The organism is Actinomadura harenae (assembly GCF_003696215.1).
Lineage (GTDB): Bacteria > Actinomycetota > Actinomycetes > Streptosporangiales > Streptosporangiaceae > Spirillospora > Spirillospora harenae.
Map to the genome: position 1 here is coordinate 78,913 of NZ_RFFG01000027.1, position 18,478 is coordinate 97,390.

Annotated in this window: 14 protein-coding genes and 2 pseudogenes; 7 read left to right on the plus strand and 9 right to left on the minus strand. The window is 73.8% G+C overall.

All coding sequences use genetic code 11. The features are described 5' to 3' along the window. Nucleotides 1-115 precede the first annotated feature (115 nt). From EBO15_RS17260 to EBO15_RS17275, 4 genes are read left to right on the plus strand one after another with little or no spacing between them, the layout of a single operon-like run. Nucleotides 116-1,108: a ketoacyl-ACP synthase III family protein gene (locus EBO15_RS17260; RefSeq protein ID WP_122195417.1), complete on the plus strand. Its 993-nt coding sequence runs from the start codon at nucleotides 116-118 to the stop codon at nucleotides 1,106-1,108. Further along, nucleotides 1,099-6,342, plus strand: coding sequence for a type I polyketide synthase (locus EBO15_RS17265; RefSeq protein ID WP_122195418.1), 5,244 nt, complete (start codon nucleotides 1,099-1,101; stop codon nucleotides 6,340-6,342). Before EBO15_RS17260 ends, EBO15_RS17265 begins: the two co-directional genes overlap by 10 nt. Nucleotides 6,343-6,348: 6 nt before the next feature. Beyond that, a complete protein-coding gene (locus EBO15_RS17270) occupies nucleotides 6,349-7,449 on the plus strand; it encodes a ketoacyl-ACP synthase III family protein (RefSeq protein WP_122195419.1) in 1,101 nt (366 codons plus the stop codon). After that, nucleotides 7,446-7,703 carry an acyl carrier protein gene (locus EBO15_RS17275; RefSeq protein WP_199744601.1) on the plus strand — a complete coding sequence of 86 codons (258 nt, stop codon included), beginning with the start codon at nucleotides 7,446-7,448 and terminating at the stop codon, nucleotides 7,701-7,703. The genes EBO15_RS17270 and EBO15_RS17275 overlap by 4 nt, the downstream gene beginning before the upstream one ends. Nucleotides 7,704-7,883: 180 nt before the next feature. On the opposite strand, the gene EBO15_RS17280 is transcribed toward EBO15_RS17275, so the two are convergent. The 5 genes from EBO15_RS17280 to EBO15_RS17300 are packed head-to-tail and all read right to left on the minus strand — an operon-like array spanning nucleotide 7,884 to nucleotide 12,844. After that, a complete protein-coding gene (locus EBO15_RS17280; RefSeq protein WP_122195420.1) occupies nucleotides 7,884-8,669 on the minus strand; it encodes a cyclase family protein in 786 nt (261 codons plus the stop codon). A gap of 22 nt (nucleotides 8,670-8,691) precedes the next feature. Beyond that, nucleotides 8,692-9,450, minus strand: coding sequence for an SDR family oxidoreductase (locus EBO15_RS17285; RefSeq protein ID WP_199744602.1), 759 nt, complete (start codon nucleotides 9,448-9,450; stop codon nucleotides 8,692-8,694). Next, a complete protein-coding gene (locus tag EBO15_RS17290) occupies nucleotides 9,447-11,102 on the minus strand; it encodes an FAD-dependent monooxygenase (protein ID WP_199744603.1) in 1,656 nt (551 codons plus the stop codon). The genes EBO15_RS17285 and EBO15_RS17290 overlap by 4 nt, the downstream gene beginning before the upstream one ends. Beyond that, on the minus strand, nucleotides 11,095-12,030 hold the full coding sequence (locus EBO15_RS17295) for an aromatase/cyclase (protein ID WP_122195437.1): 936 nt from the start codon (nucleotides 12,028-12,030) through the stop codon (nucleotides 11,095-11,097). Before EBO15_RS17295 ends, EBO15_RS17290 begins: the two co-directional genes overlap by 8 nt. Nucleotides 12,031-12,061: 31 nt before the next feature. Further along, entirely contained in the window at nucleotides 12,062-12,844 is a 783-nt protein-coding gene (locus tag EBO15_RS17300; RefSeq protein WP_122195422.1) for an SDR family NAD(P)-dependent oxidoreductase, read from the minus strand. A 200-nt stretch (nucleotides 12,845-13,044) separates the two neighbouring features. Here EBO15_RS17300 and EBO15_RS17305 point away from each other — a divergent pair, with 200 nt between their 5' ends. The 3 genes from EBO15_RS17305 to EBO15_RS17315 are packed head-to-tail and all read left to right on the plus strand — an operon-like array spanning nucleotide 13,045 to nucleotide 15,385. Beyond that, entirely contained in the window at nucleotides 13,045-13,497 is a 453-nt protein-coding gene (locus EBO15_RS17305; RefSeq protein ID WP_233616257.1) for a nuclear transport factor 2 family protein, read from the plus strand. Between the two features lie 2 nt (nucleotides 13,498-13,499). Continuing rightward, nucleotides 13,500-15,080, plus strand: a complete 1,581-nt coding sequence (locus EBO15_RS17310; protein WP_199744604.1) for a class I adenylate-forming enzyme family protein — start codon at nucleotides 13,500-13,502, stop codon at nucleotides 15,078-15,080. Nucleotides 15,081-15,103: 23 nt separating this feature from the next. After that, complete coding sequence (locus EBO15_RS17315; RefSeq protein ID WP_122195424.1) at nucleotides 15,104-15,385, plus strand: antibiotic biosynthesis monooxygenase family protein; 282 nt, start codon at nucleotides 15,104-15,106, stop codon at nucleotides 15,383-15,385. A gap of 195 nt (nucleotides 15,386-15,580) precedes the next feature. Here EBO15_RS17315 and EBO15_RS17320 read toward each other — a convergent pair whose 3' ends face one another. The 4 genes and pseudogenes from EBO15_RS17320 to EBO15_RS47315 all read right to left on the minus strand — a co-directional run. Further along, nucleotides 15,581-16,243, minus strand: a complete 663-nt coding sequence (locus EBO15_RS17320) for a class I SAM-dependent methyltransferase (protein WP_199744605.1) — start codon at nucleotides 16,241-16,243, stop codon at nucleotides 15,581-15,583. A 155-nt stretch (nucleotides 16,244-16,398) separates the two neighbouring features. Continuing rightward, the gene (locus EBO15_RS17325; protein WP_199744606.1) at nucleotides 16,399-17,613 is read right to left on the minus strand and encodes an MFS transporter; all 1,215 of its coding nucleotides are present in this window, start codon (nucleotides 17,611-17,613) and stop codon (nucleotides 16,399-16,401) included. A gap of 520 nt (nucleotides 17,614-18,133) precedes the next feature. Continuing rightward, nucleotides 18,134-18,373: pseudogene (locus tag EBO15_RS47500) on the minus strand (IS256 family transposase); the annotation flags it as partial. Then, a pseudogene (locus tag EBO15_RS47315) lies at nucleotides 18,352-18,478 on the minus strand (transposase); the annotation flags it as partial. The pseudogenes EBO15_RS47315 and EBO15_RS47500, both read right to left, overlap by 22 nt.

Here is an 18,478-nt window from a genome sequence, read left to right on the forward strand (position 1 = left end):
ACTCGCCCTTCCGGCGCGGGACGGCGGGATTCGGTTTCCACCGCGCCTAGACGACCACTCGAATCCGATACAGCACGCTCAGAAGCATCAGGACTGGCTGGTTTCAGGAGATGTGATGCGGACTCCCGACATCTTCGTCAACGCCGTGGGCACCTTCCTGCCGGAGCTTCGACCGGCGCCCAGCGCGGACGACGACACCATGACCGGGGCGGCCGTCGGCGGCGACCTGCCGGCGGTCGAGATGGCCTTGAACGCGTCCCGCCAGGCGCTCGAACGGTCGGGGGCGTCCCCCGACTCGTTCGACACCCTGCTCTACGTCGAGGTCTACCACTCCGGGCCGGACGGCTGGTACCCCCACGCGTACCTGCAGCGCCACCTGCTCGGCGGCGACATGCTGGCCGCCACGATCGGGCAGGGCTGCAACGGCGTCTTCGGCGCCCTGGAACTGGCCGCCGGGCGCCTGGGCGCCCTCGGCGGCGACCGGTCCGCGATGATCGTCGCCGCCGACAACCTGGACTCCCCGCTGCTCGACCGGTGGACCGCGCTGACGGGCTACTGCATGGGCGACGGGGCCACCGCGCTCGTCCTGAGCACCGTCCCCGGCTTCGCGCGGTTGCGGTCGGTCACGTCCTCGACCGTGACGGAGCTGGAGGAACTCCATCGCGGCAAGGAGCCGCTCCACCCCTCCGGCCTGGTCACCGGGCAGCCCACCGACTTCCAGGCGCGCAGCGACGCCTTCATCGGCGGCGGCGGGTTCACCGACGACCTCATCCTGAAGCTGATCAGGACGACGGAGGAGGTCGTCACCCGGGCCCTGGACGAGGCGGGGATCGGCATGGAGCAGGTCACCAGGGTGGCGCCCTTCCACGGCCCCTGGTCCAACCTCGAGGTGTACCTCAGCCCGCTCGGCCTGACCAGGGACAGGACCACGTGGGAGTACGGCCGCGCCGTCGGGCACTCGGCGTGCGACCACCTCCTCGGCTTCGACCACCTGCTGTCGACGGGCGGGCTGCGGCCCGGAGACCACCTGCTGATGTTCGGGGTCGGTCCCGGGGTCAACCTGGCCGCGGCCGTCATCGAGATCGTGGACGGGGCGCCATGGCGGTAGACACCGCGACAACGGACACCACGACAGCGGACGCCACGGCCGAGCCGGTGGCCATCGTGGGCATGGCCTGCCGACTCCCCGGAGGGATCAGCACACCGGAGCGGTTCTGGACGGCCCTCACCGACGGCCTGGACGCCATCACCGACATCCCGCCCGACCGCTGGGCCCCGTACGCCGCCGCGGGGGGCGAGAACGCGGCCCTGCTGCGCGGGGCGACGAGCCGGGGAGGCTTCCTCGCCGATCCCGGCGAGTTCGACGCGGCGTTCTTCGGCATCACTCCGCGCGAGGCGGAACTGATCGACCCCCAGCAGCGCCTGGTCCTGGAGACGGCCTGGGAGGCGCTGGAGCACGCTGGGATCGCGCCGCACACGCTGGGCGGCCCCGCCGGCGGGGGCACGGCCGTCTACATGGGCGTCGGCTCCGACGACTACGGCCGCCAGATGCTGGAGGACCTGCCCGGCATCGAGGCCTGGAGCGGCATCGGCGCGGCCTGCTGCGCGGTCGCCAACCGGCTCTCCTACTTCCTGGACGCCGGCGGCCCCAGCCATACCGTCGACGCGGCCTGCGCCTCCTCCCTCGTCGCGGTGCATCTCGGCTGCGAGAGCCTGGGCCGGGGTGAGAGCGACCTGGTGCTGGCGGGCGGGGTCAACGTGATCGCGGCCCCCGGGCTCACCATCGCGCTGGACGCCGCGCAGGCCCTGTCCCCGCGCGGCTCCTCCCGGCCGTTCGACGCCGACGCCGACGGGTACGTGCGCGGCGAGGGCGCCGGTGTCCTCGTCCTGAAGCGGCTGGCCGACGCCCGGCGGGACGGCGACCGCGTCCTCGCGGTCATCCGGGGAAGCGCGGTCAGGCACGGCGGCCGCACGAACGGGATCATGGCGCCCAGCGGGACGGCGCAGGAGGCGGTGGCGCGCCAGGCGCTGCGCAGGGCCGGGATCGCCCCGGACACCGTCGGCTACGTGGAGGCGCACGGGACCGCGACCCGCGCGGGCGACCCCGTGGAGGTCGCCGCGCTCAGCGCCGTCTTCGGCGCGGGCCGTCCGGGCGGCGAGCCGTGCCTGATCGGGTCGGTCAAGGGGAACATCGGCCATCTCGAGGCCGCCGCCGGAATCGCCGGGACCCTGAAGGCGGTGCTCGCGATCGGCCAGGGGGCCATCCCGGGCCAGGTCGGCTTCACCCGGCCCAATCCGTCCATCCCGTGGGAGGGGTCGGGCCTGCAGGTCGTCACCGGGAACCGCCCGTGGCCCGCGACCGCCCACCCCCGCCGCGCCGGGATCAGCAGCTTCGGCTTCGGCGGCACGGTCTGCCACATCGTCCTGGAGGAGCCGCCACCGGAGCCCGCCGTCCCCGAGGGGCCCGCCGAGCCCGGGGCACCCGCCGTCTACCCCCTCTCGGCGACCTCCGAGGAGACGCTCCGCGAGTACGCCGGTCTGCTGGCCGACCACCTCGACGACGATCCCGCCGTGCGGCCGGCCGACCTCGGCCGCACGCTGTGGCACGGCCGGACCCACCAGCCGTTCCGCGCGGCCGTGGTGGCCGACGGGCCGGCCGGCCTCCGCTACGGCCTGCGCATGATCGCCGCCGACCAGCCCGCCCCCGGCGTCCTCGTCGCGCACGCGCCGCCGGGCGCGCCCTCCGCGCCGGTCTGGGTCTTCTCCGGACACGGGTCGCAGTGGGAGGGCATGGGCCGGGAACTGCTCGGCACCCGGCCGGAGTTCGCCCGCGTGGTCGACGAGATCGACCCGGTCTTCCGGGCCGAGATCGGCTGGTCTCCGCGGGAGAAGCTGGAGAACGGCCCGGTCGAGGGGGTCGACCAGATCCAGGCGATGATCTTCGTCGTCCAGGTCGGGCTGGCGGCGGTCCTGCGCGAGCTCGGGGTGCGGCCCGCCGCCGTCATCGGCCACTCGGTCGGCGAGGTGGCCGCGGCGGTGACGGCCGGGGTGTTCGGCCTGCCCGACGGGGCGCGCCTGATCTGCCGGCGGTCCACGCTGCTCCGCCGGGTGGCCGGAGCGGGCGCCATGGTCATGGTGCGGCAGTCCTTCGAGGCGGCGGCCGAGACCGTCGAGGGCCTGGCCGCCGAGGCGGTCATCGAGTCCTCGCCCGACTCCACCGTCGTCGCCGGAACCCCGGACGCGATCTCCGCCGTCCGCGCGATCTGCCGCGAACGCGGGGTCATGGCGCACCCGATCTCCTCCGACGTCGCCTTCCACACCGCGCAGATGGACCCGCTGGTCCCCGACCTGGCGGCCGGCCTCGCCGGGCTGCTCCCCGCGCGGCCCGCCGTCCCGCTCTACACCACGGCCCTCGACGACCCCCGGTCCCCGGTCGTGCGCGACGGCGCGTACTGGGCGGGCAACCTCCGCAACCCGGTCCGGCTCGCCACGGCCGTGGCCGCCGCGGCCGAGGACGGGCACCGGCTGTTCCTGGAGGTGTCGCCCCACCCGGTCGTCACCCACTCGGTCAACGAGACCCTGCACCATCTCGGCCTGGAGCACTCCTTCGCGGCCGGCAGCCTGCGGCGCAACCAGCCCGAGCGGGCCACGCTCCTGGCCGCGATCGGAGCGCTGCACTGCCACGGCGGGGCGGTCGACCCGGCCCGGACGGCCCCGGACGGCCGGACCTGCTCCCTGCCCCGGTCGCCCTGGCGGCATCAGCGGTACTGGCGGCGGCCGGCGCGGACGGCGCACGGCGCCCCGGTGCCGCCGGATCCGGCCTCGAGCTCGCTGCTGAGCACGAGCGTGACGACGGCGGACCCGGCGCTCCCCCGCTACTGGCGGACCTGGCTGGACCACGCCACCCGTCCCTACCCCGGCGAGCACCTGATCCAGGGCGTCGAGGTCGTACCGGCCGCGATCCTGCTGAACACCCTCTTCGCCGCGGCGGGCCGGGCCGGGCTCGGCGCCGTCACCTTCCACTCCCCGCTGGTGGCCGGAGAACCACGCGAGGTCCAGGTCATCGAACGCGGCGGCGCGCTCCGCCTGGCCTCGCGCGACGCCAGCGCGCAGGACGCGCCCTGGCAGACCCATGTCACCGCCACGGCGCTGCCGGGCGAACCCGCTCCGGACGCCGTCGACCTCGACGGGCTCCGAGCGCGCTCCACCGACCCGCTGCCCGCCGACCTGCCCATGGCACGCCTGCGCGCGTCGGGAATCGCCGGCGCGGGCCTGCGCTGGACGACCCGGGCCCTGTCGGCCGGAGAAGGGCGGCTGCTGGCCGAGGTGGAGGTCGAGGACGACGGAACCCCCCGCTGGCCGAGGATCTGGGACGCGGCGACCACGATCGGCCCGGTCGTCCTCGGCGACGACACGGCGCTGCGGCTGCTGGCCGCCGCGGACCGGGTCGTCGCCGCGGCCGACCCTCCGTCCAGGGTCGTGGTCCTCCTCGAGCGCAAGGGCGACGACGAACTGGACGCGATGATCAGCGACGAGGAGGGCCGCGTCCTGGGGACGGCCGGCGGGCTGCGGTTCGGCCGGCCGGAGGGCGATCCGGCCACCACCTCGCGGACCCTCCTCCACGGCCTCGAATGGCTGCCCGCCGAACGCGAGGCCCCCCAGCACGACCCGCGCAGGCTCGTGCTGATCGGCGGGGGCCCGCTGGCCGCCCGCATCGCCGCGCAGGCCCGGGCCGACGGCGTCCCCTGTGTGCGCGCGCCCGCACCGGCCGGCGACGACGACACGCCGGACTGGGACACCGAGTCCGGCCTGACCGACCTGGACGAACGCGACGTCGTCCTGGTGGTCGGCGACCCCCATGCGGACGGCGACGACGTCGGCGACCGGGCCGTGACGGCGGCCTGGACCCTGACCCGCGCCGTCCAGGCGCTCGCGCGGCCCGGCCGGCGGAGTCTCCCCCGGCTGTGGTGCGTCACCGCGGGCGCCCGGCACGGCCGGGGACCGGCGCAGGCGCCGCTGTGGGGACTCGGCCAGATCGTCGCGGGTGAACACCCCGAGCTGTGGGGCGGCATCGCCGACCTCACCCCCTCCGACCTGGACGCGAGCGTCACGTCCCTGCTGGCGGAGCTGAAGTCCCGGGGCGACGCCGACATCCTGGCCCTCGACGGCGGCCAGGTGCGCGCCGCGAGGCTCACGCCGCAGGCGGCGGGCGGCGACGGCGAGGCCCTGGCGGTCCGGCCGGACGGGACCTACCTCATCACCGGCGGCATGGGCGTGCTGGGCCTCCAGGTCGCCGAATGGCTCGCCTCCCTGGGCGCCCGCCGGCTGCTCCTGCTCGGACGGACACCGCTCCCGCCCCGCAGCCGCTGGGACGGCGAGACCGACCCCGGCCTCCGCCACCGGATCGCCGCGATACGGCGGCTTGAGGGGCTGGGCGTCACCGTCCGGGCCCTGCCGGTGGACATCGCCGACGCCGGGGCGGTCACGCGCGCCCTCGACCCCGACCGGCTGGGCCTGCCGCCCATCCGGGGCGTCGTCCACGCCGCCGGAACGCTGGACGACCGCCTGCTGGACGACCTGGACAGGGAATCGCTGCGGGCGGTGTTCCGCGCCAAGGCCGAGGGGGCGCTGGTGCTCGACCGGCTCTTCCCGCCGGGCTCGCTCGACTTCCTCGTCCTGTTCTCGTCGATCGGGCAGCACCTCGGCCTGCCCGGTCAGGGCGGATACGCGGCCGCCAACGCGTTCCTCGACCACCTCGCGGCCCGCCGCCGGGCCACCGGTCACGACGACACCACCAGCCTGAGCTGGACCTCGTGGAGCGGGATGGGCATGGCGGTGAACGCGGTGGTCGACCACGAACTGCGGAGGCACGGCATCGGAAGGATCACCGCCGAGCAGGCGTTCCAGGCTTGGACCGAGGCGTCCCGGCACCACGGGAGGGGACACGTCTGCGTCTTCCCGGTCACCGAGCCGGACGACCCCGCGCGCGTGCGGCCGATCCTGCGCGAACTGCGCCGCGCCGCTCCCCCGGCGGCGGCGCCGGACACCGGCGACGCCGACCGGTTCGCGGCGATGTCCCCCGGCGAACTCCACGAGCACCTGGTCGAGGAGGTGGCCGGGCTGGTGTCGCGGGAGGTCCGGATCCCCGTCGCCGACCTGGATCCGTCCAGCCCGCTGACCGCGCTGGGTCTGGACTCCATCATGACCACGGCGATCCGCCACAGCCTCGAGAAGCGCTTCCGGACCGACCTTCCCGCGACCCTGCTGTGGAACCATCCGACCGTCTCCGACCTGGCCGGGCACCTCGCGGACCGGTTCACGGCCGACCCGACCCCGAGGTGAGGCGACGTGCGACACGAGGATCTGTACCTGTCGAGCGTGGCGTCGTTCCTGCCCCGGACCGTCTCCGTCGACGACGCGGTCATGGACGGCCGGTACGACCCGGAGGAGCAGGAGGAGTCGGGTGTCGAGCGGGTGGCCGTCGCCGGGCCCGGGGACTCGGCTCCGGCGATGGCCGTCCGCGCCGCCCGGGCGGCCGTCCACCGCTCCCCCCACGAGCCCGGTGAGATCGACCTGCTGCTGCACGCCGTGACCGCCTACAACGGGCTGGACGGCTGGAACGCCGCCTGCTACCTCCAGAAGGAGGTCCTGGGCGGAGCCGGCACCTCCTTCGAGGTCAGGCAGTTGTCCAACGGGGCGATGGCCTGCGTGGAACTCGCCGCGGCGTACCTGTCCGCCGCGCCGGACCGCCGGGCCGCCCTCATCACGGCCGCCGACCAGTTCGCCGAGCCCGCCTGGGACCGCTGGCGGACCGGCTGGGGGATGGTCTTCGCCGACGGCGCATCGGCCGCGGTGCTGTCCCGGGTCGGCGGCTTCGCCCGGGTGCGCTCGACCGTGACGGTCACCGACCCGGAACTCGAGGGGCTGCACCGGGGCGAACTCGGCTTCGGCGCGGCGCCCGACCCGGCCGAGTACCCGATCGACTTCCGGGCGCGGACCCTGGACTTCGCCCGTTCGATGGACCTCGCGGAGGCGGGCCGGCGGATGGCGGCCGGCCTCCGCGACGCCGTGTCGGAGGCGGCCGACGAGGCGGGCATCAGCGCCGCCGACGCCGACCACTACGTCGTGCCGGGCTTCGGCCGCCGGCTCCTGCTCCGCGAGTGCCTCGACCCGCTGGAACTCGACATCGGGCGTTCCACCTGGAGCTGGTCGGCGCAGATCGGACATCTCGGCGCGGCGGACCAGTTCGCCGCCCTGGCGTACCTGGCCGAGGCGGGACGGCTGGCCCCCGGCGACAAGGCGATCGCGATCGGCATCGGTGGCGGTTTCAACTGGACCTGCATCGTCCTGGAGGTGCTCGAGCCTCCCGTCTGGCGGGACCGTCCGGCACCCGCCGCCGCCCCGGAACCGGCCCCTCACAGGGCCGATCTCATGGAAGGAGAGGGATGACCAGCGATCGTGCCGCCGTGTTGGCCCAGCTGACCGGCTTCCTCAAGACCATGCTCAAGCCCGACCAGTTCTCCCGGCTCGGCCCGGAGACACCACTGCGGGAGTTCGGCGTCCTGGACTCGCTGGGAATGGCGCGCCTGGTGACCTTCATCAGGGACGACATGGGGGTCGCCGTCCCCATGCGGCACCTGACCGGCGCCCGTTTCCGCAGCCTGGACGACATCACCGACCTGGTCCTCACCCTGCGGGCCTGACCGCCCGCCACCACCTCGACCGCACCGCCCCTCGACCGCAACGCCACCTCGACCGCGATGCCACCTGGACCGACCCGCGACCTCACCGGATCCCCCCGGCCTCGGCGACGGCCTCGGGCGGCGTCCTCACCGGATCCGGTGGGGACGCCGCCCGAGGCCGTCGTGAGGAGCGCGGCGAGGTCAGCGGTCCGTCAGGGCCACCGCGCGCGTCCACCCGGCGCCGGCCCCGGCGATCTTGACCGGGAAGCAGCAGACCGTGAATCCCGTCGCGGCCGGCAGCGCCGCGAGGTTGCCGAGCCGTTCGATCTGGCAGTACTCCCGTCTCCGGCCGGCGAAGTGCGCGGGCCAGAGGACGCCGCGGTCCCCGGTCCGCTCGAACTCCCCGATCATGTGCTGGAAGGGGGCGTCGAGACTGAACGCGTCGGTGCCGATCACGCGCACGCCCAGGTCCAGCAGGAGTTCGGTCGCCGCCCCGTCCAGTCCGACGAAGTCGGAGAAGAACTTCGGCGTTCCCGCCACCGCCTCCGCGCCGGTGTGCAGCAGCACGATCTCCGAGGGCCGCGGCACATGGCCGATCCGGTCGAACTCGCGGCGCAGCCGGTCGGCTCCGACGGTGCCCACCGGCTCGCCGGTGAGGTCGAGGCACACGCCGGGCGCGAAGAACCACTCCAGCGGCATCTCGTCGATGTTCCGTGGCCGGGCGAACGCGGTCGGATAGTCCGCCCGGGTTCCGTAGTGCGACGGGGCGTCCACGTGAGTGCCCGTGTGCGTGGTCAGCGTCAGGGTGTCCAGCGACAGCAGCTCACCGTCCGGCAGCACCGCGGGATCGAACTCGACGCCCGCGTGCGCCAGCATCTCCGCCGCCATGTGGGCCGCCCCTTCCGCGGGGGACATGACCTCATGGACGATGTCGTTCGCCTCCCAGCCCGATGCGTCCACGGGTGAGGAGAGGTCGATCATTCGCATGCGTTCTCCCGGTCGTGTCGGGCTAGGTCATCAGGTGGAGGCCGCCGTCGACCGTGATGGTCTCGCCGTGGATCCACCCGGCCTCGGCGCGGCACAGCATCGCGACGACGTCGGCGACGTCCCCGGGCCGGGTCAGCCGTCCCGCCGGTGTCCGTGCCGCGACGCGCGCGGCCGGTCCGCTCGGGGCGCTCCCGGGATCCTTGTCCAGCTTTCCGGCGCGGACCGCGTTGACGGTGATCCCCCGGCCGGCCAGTTCCACCGCGAGATAGCGCACGAGGCTCTCCAGTGCCGCCTTGGCGCTGCCGAGGGCGGCGTAGTCCGGGACGGCCCGCCGGGCTCCCGTGCTGGAGACGGCGACGACCCGGCCGGTCCCGGCGGGCAGCAGCCGGGCGAGGTGCCCGGCGCCGGACACCAGCGGGCCGACGACCAGGGCCGTGATCCGGTCGTAGGCCTCCCGGCTGATCGCCGTCGCCGGCGCGGGCCGGTGGATGCCCGCGTTGTGGACGAAGATGTCCAGCCGGCCCCGGTCGCGCTCGATGTCGTCCAGCATCGCCCGGACCTGGTCCGGGTCGGCGACGTCGGCCCGGACCAGGGACGCCTTGCCGCCGGCCGCGCCGAGCGCCTCGAGCGCCTCCTCCGCGCCCGCGTCGTCGTGGGCGTAGTTGACGAGAACCTCGCACCCCAGCGAGCACAGCCGTCCGGCGATGGCGAGTCCCAGCCCCCGGGTGCCGCCGGTGACCAGTGCCAGGCGGTCCGTGAGGTCCAGCGGTCGTTCCCTCACCTGTCGATCCTCCGCTTCTCCATGGCGTCCGGCGCGGCGGCGCGGACCAGTCCGAGCCCGGCCAGTGCCGCGGCGACGTCCTCCCTGCCGACCACCCCGGCGAGATAGCCGTCCGGCCTGATCACCACGGCCTGCCCCGGACTCGCGCCGAACGCGTCGCCGAGCACGCCGCCGGGGTCGGCCAGCGGACGCGGGCCACGGGCCGGGTCCTCGTCCGGTCCGCTCGCCGGGACGACGGCGCGCACCGAGGTCGCCGCGTCGTCGGCGAGGTCCCACGGCTCGCCGTCGGCGAAGGCCAGCAGCGTCCAGCGCGGGTCCCGCAGTTCCTCGGCCAGGGCACGCCAGGCGGGGTCCCGCCGTTCCATGCCGGACGTCCAGCCCACGCGCTCACCGGGACGGATCCGCCCGGTGCCCCGGCCCAGGGTGAGGGGGCCTCCCGAGTAGTCCAGGGCCAGGCCGCTGAAGCCCCGGATCATCTTGCCCTCGATCCGCCGCTTCACCGGGCGCAGCATCGACAGCACGCCCAGCCCCAGCGGCAGGAGCACGGGCGCCAGCGCGGTGCGCAGCGCGACCAGCGCGGTCGCCGTCCTCGTGGATCTCAGCAGCCGCGCCCCGACGGGAACCCGTTCGGCCGGGTAGCTGTCCAGCAGCCGTTCGGACGCCTCGCCGCGCACCACCTGGGCCAGTTTCCAGCCGAGGTTGTAGGCGTCCTGGATCCCGGTGTTCATGCCCTGGCCGGACGCGGGGCTGTGCACGTGCGCGGCGTCGCCGGCCACGAAGCACCGGCCGACGCGCATCTGCTGGATCATGCGCTGCTGTGCGGTGAACACCGACACCCAGCTGGGCGTCTCCGCCGTCACCGGCCGCCCGAGCGCCTGCGAGATCTTGCCTTCCAGCCGCCGCCGTACCGCCTCCCGGTCGTCGGCGTCGTGGACGTCGACCGTGTCCACCGCGCGCCAGGTGCGCTCCTCGGGGAAGGGCACCAGCAGGATCGTGCCGTTCCCCGTGTGCAGCAGATGGTTGCTGTCGCGGGGGAGGTCGGCGTCCAGGACCACGTCCGCGTTCATCCAGGTCTCGCTGGAGTCGCCGAGCAGCCGCAGCCCCAGCCGCTTGCGGACCAGGCTGTGGGCGCCGTCCGCGCCGACCAGCCAGGGGACCGGCTGCCAGGCGGACGTGCCCCCGGACCGGGCCAGCCTCACCGACACCTCGGCCTCGCCGGGCCTGACGTCCGCCAGGGCCACGCCCCACTCCACCTCGACGCCCAGCCGCCGCAGCCCGGTCCGGAGGACCTCCTCGGTGACGACCTGGCCGACCATCAGGCTGTGGGGGAAGCGCGTGGGCAGGGCGGCGTAGTTGGTGTCGAAGCAGATGAGCCTGCGCCCCCGCCGGTGCAGCGAGAAATGGACCACCCGCTGGCCCCGTGGGAGCAGGTCGTCGATGAGCCCCATCTGGTCGAAGATCTCCAGGGTCCTCGCGTGGACCGCCGTGGCGCGGCTGGTCACCGAGGGCCCGTCGGCCTGGTCGATGACGCGCACCGGCACACCCCGGCGGGCCAGCTCGCAGGCCACCGTGAGCCCGACCGGACCGGCTCCGGCGACGAGCACGGCCGCGTCCGGCCCTCCACCCGCCCGGGAAGCCGGCGCCTCAGCCACGTGCCGCCTCCGCGAAGCGCTTCGTCAGCTCCAGGGTGGCCCGGCTGTTGCCGCCGACGGCCCTCCGCAGGAACCGCTTGGCCTCGGGCACCCCGGCGGCCCGGCCGAGCACGGCGGCGATGGCGGGTTCGTTGACGGTGACGGTGTGCGCCGCCGTGACCCGGACGCCTCCGGGCACGTCGGTGCAGGACCACTCCCCGAGGTGCGCGGTCATGAGTTTCGGGGGCACGAGCTGCTTGTAGACGATCCGATGGTGCGGGAAGCACACGCGGGCCGACTCGGTCGTGTGGACGGACCCGTCCGCGGCCTTGGTCTCCATCGTCATGAGCTGGAGGTTCGGCGTGGGCTCGCGCAGTTCCAGCCCGGCCACGTGGGGCAGCCGTTCCGGCCACCGTCCGGCCGCGTACAGGAACTCGTACGCCGGCTCGGCGGGCGAGGCGATGACCACCTCGTCGGAGAAGGAGAACGTCAGCTCCGCCCGCCGGGCGGCGGTCTCGGCGAGGGCCTTGAGGTTGGCCAGCTCGGCCCGGCTGTTGGAGTCGGTGGCCTGCCGGATCCACGCCACCCCGGCGGGATCGTCGTCGATCGCGGTGAACTCGTGGTGCAGGGTGAGCCGGGAACCGGCCCCCTCCGGGGTGACGACCCACTCCCCGCCCATGGACGCGACCGGCGGAGTCGAGACCTCCTGCCGGAACCGCACCCGCCCGGCTCCCGCGTCGAGGTCGCGCCGGGACGTCCAGTGCTTCACCTCGCCGTTGGCGAGCGCCCAGATGGCGAGGCGTTCCGCTCCGGCGCCGAGCGCGGTCCGCTCCACGTGGACGGTCGGATCGAACCGCAGCGGCCACTTCGCCGCGTCGGCGATCAGACGGTAGACGAGCTCCTCCGGAGCGCTGACGTCGATCTCGTGGGTCATGCGGTGCTGTTCCATCGTCCCGACCATCCCTTGTCAGTGGCTGGCGTCAGTAGCTGCCGAGACCGCCGCAGACGTTGAGCGCCTGCGCGGTGATGGAGGCGGCGTCGTCGGTCGTCAGATAGTCGACGAGACCGGCGACCTCCTCGGCGGTGGAGTAGCGGCCCATCGGGATCTTCTCCTCGAACCTGGCGAGGACCTCCTCCTCCGGGACCTTCCACAGGGCCGCGTAGCCCTGGCGGACCCGGGCGGCCATCGGGGTCTCCACGTAGCCGGGACACACGGCGTTCACCGTGGTGCCGGTGCCGGCGAGCTCCTTGGCCAGCGCCTTGGTGAAGGCGATGACCCCGCCCTTGGCCGCCGAGTAGGGAGCGCCGAACGGCACGCCCTGCTTGCCGCCCGTGGAGGCGATGTTGACGATCCGGCCGCCGTCGCGCAGCCCTCCCGTGGTCAGCGCCTCCCTCGTCACCCGGAAGGTTCCGGTGAGGTTGGTGTCGATGACGTCGTTCCACAGCTCGTCGGTGATGGTGGCGGTCGGGCCGCCTCCGCTCCGCCCCGCGTTGTTGACCACGATGGTGAGCGGGCCGAAGGCGGCCCGCGCCGCCTCGACGAGGGACCGGACGGCGACGTCGGACCGGACGTCCGCCACCGTTCCGTCCACGGTCAGGCCCTGTTCCCGCATCGTCTTGACGGTCGCGCCGACGCTTTCGGCGCTCCGGGCGCAGACGAAGACGCTCACACCCCGGGCGGCCAGGCGGGTGGCGACCGCCAGCCCGATCCCGCTCGTGGCGCCGGTGACGAGTGCGACGCCCTGGACGCTGGCAGAAGCCATGGCCGTGTCCCTCCGCTGTCGGTGATCCGCTGGGCCAGCGTTTCGATCCGGATTAGAGGACCGGCCGAGAAACGGTCGCAGCGGAGTCCACCCGGCCGCCGCTCCACCACGGCTCGAAGAGCCCCTGCCACCCTCGCGGTCACGGGCACCGGGGTTCCCGGCGCCGTCAGGAGCCGATAAGGGGAGTCACGTTGGCGGATGTGGAGCAGATGGTCCGCAGGGCCTCACGACCGACGCTGTACGAGGAGGTCCAGCAGTTCTACGCGCGGCAGATGCGGCTGCTCGACGAGCACGCCGTGGCGGAGTGGGCGGAGACCTTCACCCCGGACGGCGTGTTCGCCACGCAGGTCGACACCACGCCGGCCAAGGGCCGGCACGCCATCGAGGCCGCCGCGGGCGAGGCCGCCAGCCGGCGCGCCGCGGAGGGGGTACGGGATCGTCACTGGCTGGGGATGCTGGACGTCGAGGAGCAGCCGGACGGGACGATCACCGCGCGCAGTTACGCGCTCGTGGTGCGCACGCCGCTCGGCGGCCGGAGCGCCATCCAGGCCTCCTGCACGTGTTCCGACGTCCTGGTCCGCGCCGGGGGACGCCTCCAGGTCCGCACGCGCTACGTGACCAGGGACGACCTGTCCGCCGGCCAGGGGAACTGACGGTGGACGCCGTCGCCGCCGGGCCCCCTCTCGACACCGTCGAGGACCTGCTGGCGGGGCCGGGGGTGGGCGACCTGCTGCGCCGCGCGGCCCGGCGCTTCCCGGACCGCCCGGCGATCCGGTCCGGCACGGTCGAACTCGGCTACGCCGAACTCGACCGGCTCGCGGACCGGTGCGCGGCCGCCCTGGCGCGGTCGCTCGGCACCCACGGCAAGGTGCTCGCCCTGACCCTCACCCTGGACCACTGGTTCGCCGTCGCCTTCTTCGGCGCGATCCGCTCGGGGAACATCCCGGCGCTGGTCAACCCACTGTTGCGGGAGGAGGCGCTGGCGAACCTGGTGCGGGCGTGCGGGGCCGAGGCGGCGATCGTGGCGCCCGGCGTGCGGGACCGCCTGCCCACTCTCGCGACGATCGTGACCACCGACGAACTGGGTGAGTTGATCGACGGCGCCGAGGGCCCGCCGCCCCACCTGGTGCCCGCCCCCGGGGACGTCGCCTGCCTCCAGTTCACCAGCGGGACCACCGGTGCGCCCAAGACCGTCCAGCTGACCCACCGCAACGTCACCGTGAACGCCGCCCAGACCGCCCGCGCCCACCGGGTGACCGGCGATTCGGTGGTGTTCGACAACCTCCCCACGTTCCATCTCATGCACCTCACCGTGGCCACCGCCGCCGGAGCCCGGCTGGTCCTCTGGCCGGGCGGCGACCCGGCGGAGGCGATGGCCGCGGCGGCGCGCCACGGGGCGACGCACTTCTACAGCCTGCCGGTGCGGCTCGGCCGGCTGGCCTCCGACCCACGGCTGCCGGACCTGTCGGTGCCGACGCTGACCGCCGTCCTGTCGGGCGGATCGCCGCTGCCCGCCCTGACCGCGGAGACACTGGGCGCACGGTTCGGCGTGCCCGTCGCGCAGGGGTACGGGCTGCAGGAGACCTCGCCCTCCACCCACTTCGACGACCTCGACGCTCCCCGTCCCGGCTCGTGCGGCCACCCGCTGGCCGGGACGGAGTGCCGGGTCGTCCGCCTCGACGACGGGCAGGTGGCCCCGGCCGGTGCTCTCGGCGAGATCCAGGTCCGCGGCCCGCAGGTCATGAAGGGATACCTGGGGGCCGACGAGGGGGCGCACCTCACCGCCGACGGCTGGTTCGCCACCGGCGACGTCGGCCACCTCGCCCAGGACGGGCGGCTGACGCTGGTGGACCGCATCAAGGACGTGTTCAAGCACGACAACTGGCTGGTCGCGCCGTCGGAGATCGAGCGGGTCCTGCGGCGCCATCCGGACGTCGCGGACTGCCTGGTCGTCGACTACCCCGACGACCTCAGCGGCGCCGTCCCGTACGGCCTGGTGGTGCCGGAGGGCGAGGACCCGGATCCGGCGGAACTCGCGGCCTACGTCGCCGCCCGGCTCCCCTACTACCAGCACCTGCACCATCTGCGGTTCGTCGCGGACATCCCGCGCTCGGCGACCGGAAAGCCGCAGCGTCGCGAACTCCGCGACCAGGCCCGCTCGCGCCCCAGCCCCGTTCCGCCGTCCCCGCCGTCCCCGTCGGACGCGCCCGGCGCCGCGAACGCCGGATCACGCTGACCGCATCACCAGGGAGGAAGCCCGTGTTCACCTTCATCAACAAGTTCGTCGTCACCGGTGACCAGGCCGAGTTCGAGGCCGTCCTCGACCAGATCGGCCGGTACATGGCCAAGCAGCCGGGCTACCGGGCGCACCGGCTCTACCGCTCGATGCAGGGTCGCCCGGTCTATGTCGAGATGGCCGAATGGGACAGCCCCGACGCGCACCGGGCCGCGGCGAGCGGAGAGACGTTCCGGGAGTCGGTGACGGCGCTGATGAGCCTGGCCACGGCCGAGCCGGGCGGCTTCGAGCTGATCTCGGACTGACCGCCGCCCTCCGGCGGGCACGTCACCACCCTCAGCCGGCGCCGCCGCGATCACCCTGGCCCGGCCCCCTTCCCACGGGCTCGCGCGGCGGCGCCACCGCCCGGCGGAGAGCCCCGCCGCATCGTCATCGTGCCTCCGAAGCCCCGAGCGGGCGGGCCGATCCGCCCGCCCGGCGCATCGACTCCGGAACCGGCCCTACACGGGACGCGCGGCGACCCACGTGTGGTCGTCGGTGAGGAACCCGTCGAGCCGCAGCCCCGCCTTCGCCAGAACCGCGGGAAGCTCGTCGTCGTCCAGCCGCCGCGTGGTGAAGGTGTGCGTCCAGGTGCGGTCCCCGGACCCGTACTCGATGGTCGCCGTGACCCGGTCCGGCCCGGCCGGCACGACCTCGCTCAGGCGCATGCGGATGCCGCCGCTGGTCCATTCCCTGGGCACCACGTCGAACATCCCGGCCGCCTCCCGCTGGATCAGCACGCGTCCCTCGGGGCTCACGTGCCGTCCGCACGCCGCGAGCAGCGCGTCACGGTCACCGTAGTTGACCAGGTACGACATCAACAGGACGCAGTCGAACCGCTCGTCCAGCGCCAGTTCCTCGATCCCGCTCAGGACCGTCCTGATGCCGGACGGGATGCGCGCGAGCATGTCCTCCGACGCGTCCACGGCCGTCACCGGGTGCCCGAGCGCGGTGAGCGGCACCGTGACCCGGCCCGTCCCGGAACCGAGCTCGAGGATGGACGCCCCGTCCGGCAACGCCCCGTGCACCAGGGACGCGCCCGTCTCGTCCAGGGGCGCCGACTGGTAGTACTCGACGGCCGAGCCGTCCTCCGCGATCGGACCGGGACCAGTTCCGTGAGCCACTCCGACTTCCTCTCGCCAGGGCCCGAGGACGGCATGTGACGCCCCCGCGGGCCGGGATCCGCCGAACGCGCCGTACCGCGTCCGACGCCCCATCCTGTTCCGTCGGGGCTGCAAGATCCACACCACCGCCCCAGGAAAGATCGCCGGCCTCCGCCTCAGGCCACGACCGGCTCGGCCTTCACCGACCCGCCCCCGCCTTGGCCCCGCCGCGCCCACCGGACGGCCGCCGGTGCCAGCAGCCCCGTCAGCGCGAACAGGGCCCCCACCACGTACCAGCCGGGACGCCCCCAGGTGATGCAGAGCGAGATCAGCAGGCTCGGCCCGAACGCCTCCGCCAGCCCCGCCCCCAGCCCGAACACCCCCAGGTACTGCCCGGTCGCATGCTCGGGCGCCAGCGCGAACGACACCTCGAACCCCGCCGCGGAATGCCACAGCTCGCCCAGCGTATGGACGAACACGCCCCCGATCAGCAGCGCCACCGCGCCCCAGGCCGGCACTCCCGCGGCGAGCGAGATGAGCACGCAGGACACCAGGAACGTCACCCCGGCCCGCCGGTACGCTCCCCCGCCGGCACCCGGCGAGTCGATCCCCCGGCTGGCCCGCACCTGGAGACCGACCACGATGACCGTATTGGTGATCATGGTACCCGCGATCAGCCAGTGCGGCGCCGACGTCGCCGCCACCAGCCACAGCGGCAACGCCACCGTCAGCACCTTGAACTGGACGGCCATCACCCCGTCCAACGCCGTGAGCGCCAGATACGGACGATCCCGCAACGCACCCCACCGAGGCCCCGCGGCGGCCGCCTGCGGCTTCACCGAAGGCAGCAAGGCCAACGGCGCCGCCGCCAACAGGTTCGCCACCGCCAGCCCGAGCACCAGCACCTGGTACGCGGACGTCGTCCCGACCGCGACGATCCACCCCGCGAGCAGCGCGCCGAGCGAGATCCCGACGTTGGTCACCGCACGCAGGTACGCCCGGAACTCCTGCGGCCGCTCCCCGCCGAACCGCCGGATCAGCGGACTCCGCGCCGCCAGTCCCGCCGCCTGCGCACCCGTCGCCACGCACACCACCAGCACGAACGACCAGAACCCGTCCACCAGCGTGAACGCCGCCGCCGCCAGCCCCCTCACGACCAGCGTCCCCGCGTAGACCCCGCGCGCCCCGACCCGGTCCGCGAGATGCCCCACCCCGATACCGACCACCAGCGACACGAGCCCGGCGATCCCCAGGCCGAGCCCCACCCGTCCGACAGGCAGCCCCACCGCCTCGGTGAAGTACAGCACCCCGGCAGTGAGGTACAGGCCGCTTCCCAGCGTGTACAGGAAGTTCGACACCGCGATGACACGCTGCGGCGCACTCTCAGGCAACAGACGAGCCACAGGCGGACTCCGCACTCAGAACGACATGACGAACCCCATCATCTTGTTGCAAGCTATTCGCAATTACAAGTACCTCGCAGAACCGTCAACCCGGCCGCCATCACCCACTCCCCCACACCACCAGCACCCACCGCCGCACCCAGCCCCCACCCGACCCGCTCCGGCCCACAACCCAGGCCATCCAGATCCACCACCCAGAACGCAAAGCCGACAGCCGCACAGTGCCCCTGAGAATCAGTCCGAACGCGCCGAGGAGACCAGACTCCGACGATCGAACTCACCCTGGGCGTAACACGCGAGTTCAACCTCCGCGCCAGCAGCAACGCCGGAGCCGCTGACCGGGCAGCGGATGACGGCCCTTCCAGCTTGACCGTGGCACCACAGTCTTGATGAATGGGTGACGGCTGCGACCTTGTGTGATGCCGCGCATGGGCCGCCGGGACCCGCTGCCGTTGAGCCTGTAACTTCAGGTGTGGAATGTTCGTGCAGGTAGACGGCCAAGTCTGGTTTACCTGATGCGTCCTGGATAGGCGATGGCGAGTTCGTTGAGTGCTTCTCGCCATCCTGCGGAGCGTTGTCCCTCGACGAGCCGGGCGGGTTGGAAGGCGTGTTTGTCGCCTTTCTCTCGCTTGGCGGCTCGTTCCCGGGCCCGTTTGTCCTCGATGTTGACGATGGCCAGCCACAGTAGTTTGACCACGGCGTCGTCGGTCGGGAAGTGGCCGCGGGCCTTGGTGCGTCGGTGCAGGCGATCAGGATGTCCCGCACTCCGCGGTTGCGCAGGTCGGCCATCACCGCAGCCCAGAACCGGGCACCCTCACCGGCGGTGGCCGACTCGACCGGGGTCCGCGCGAGC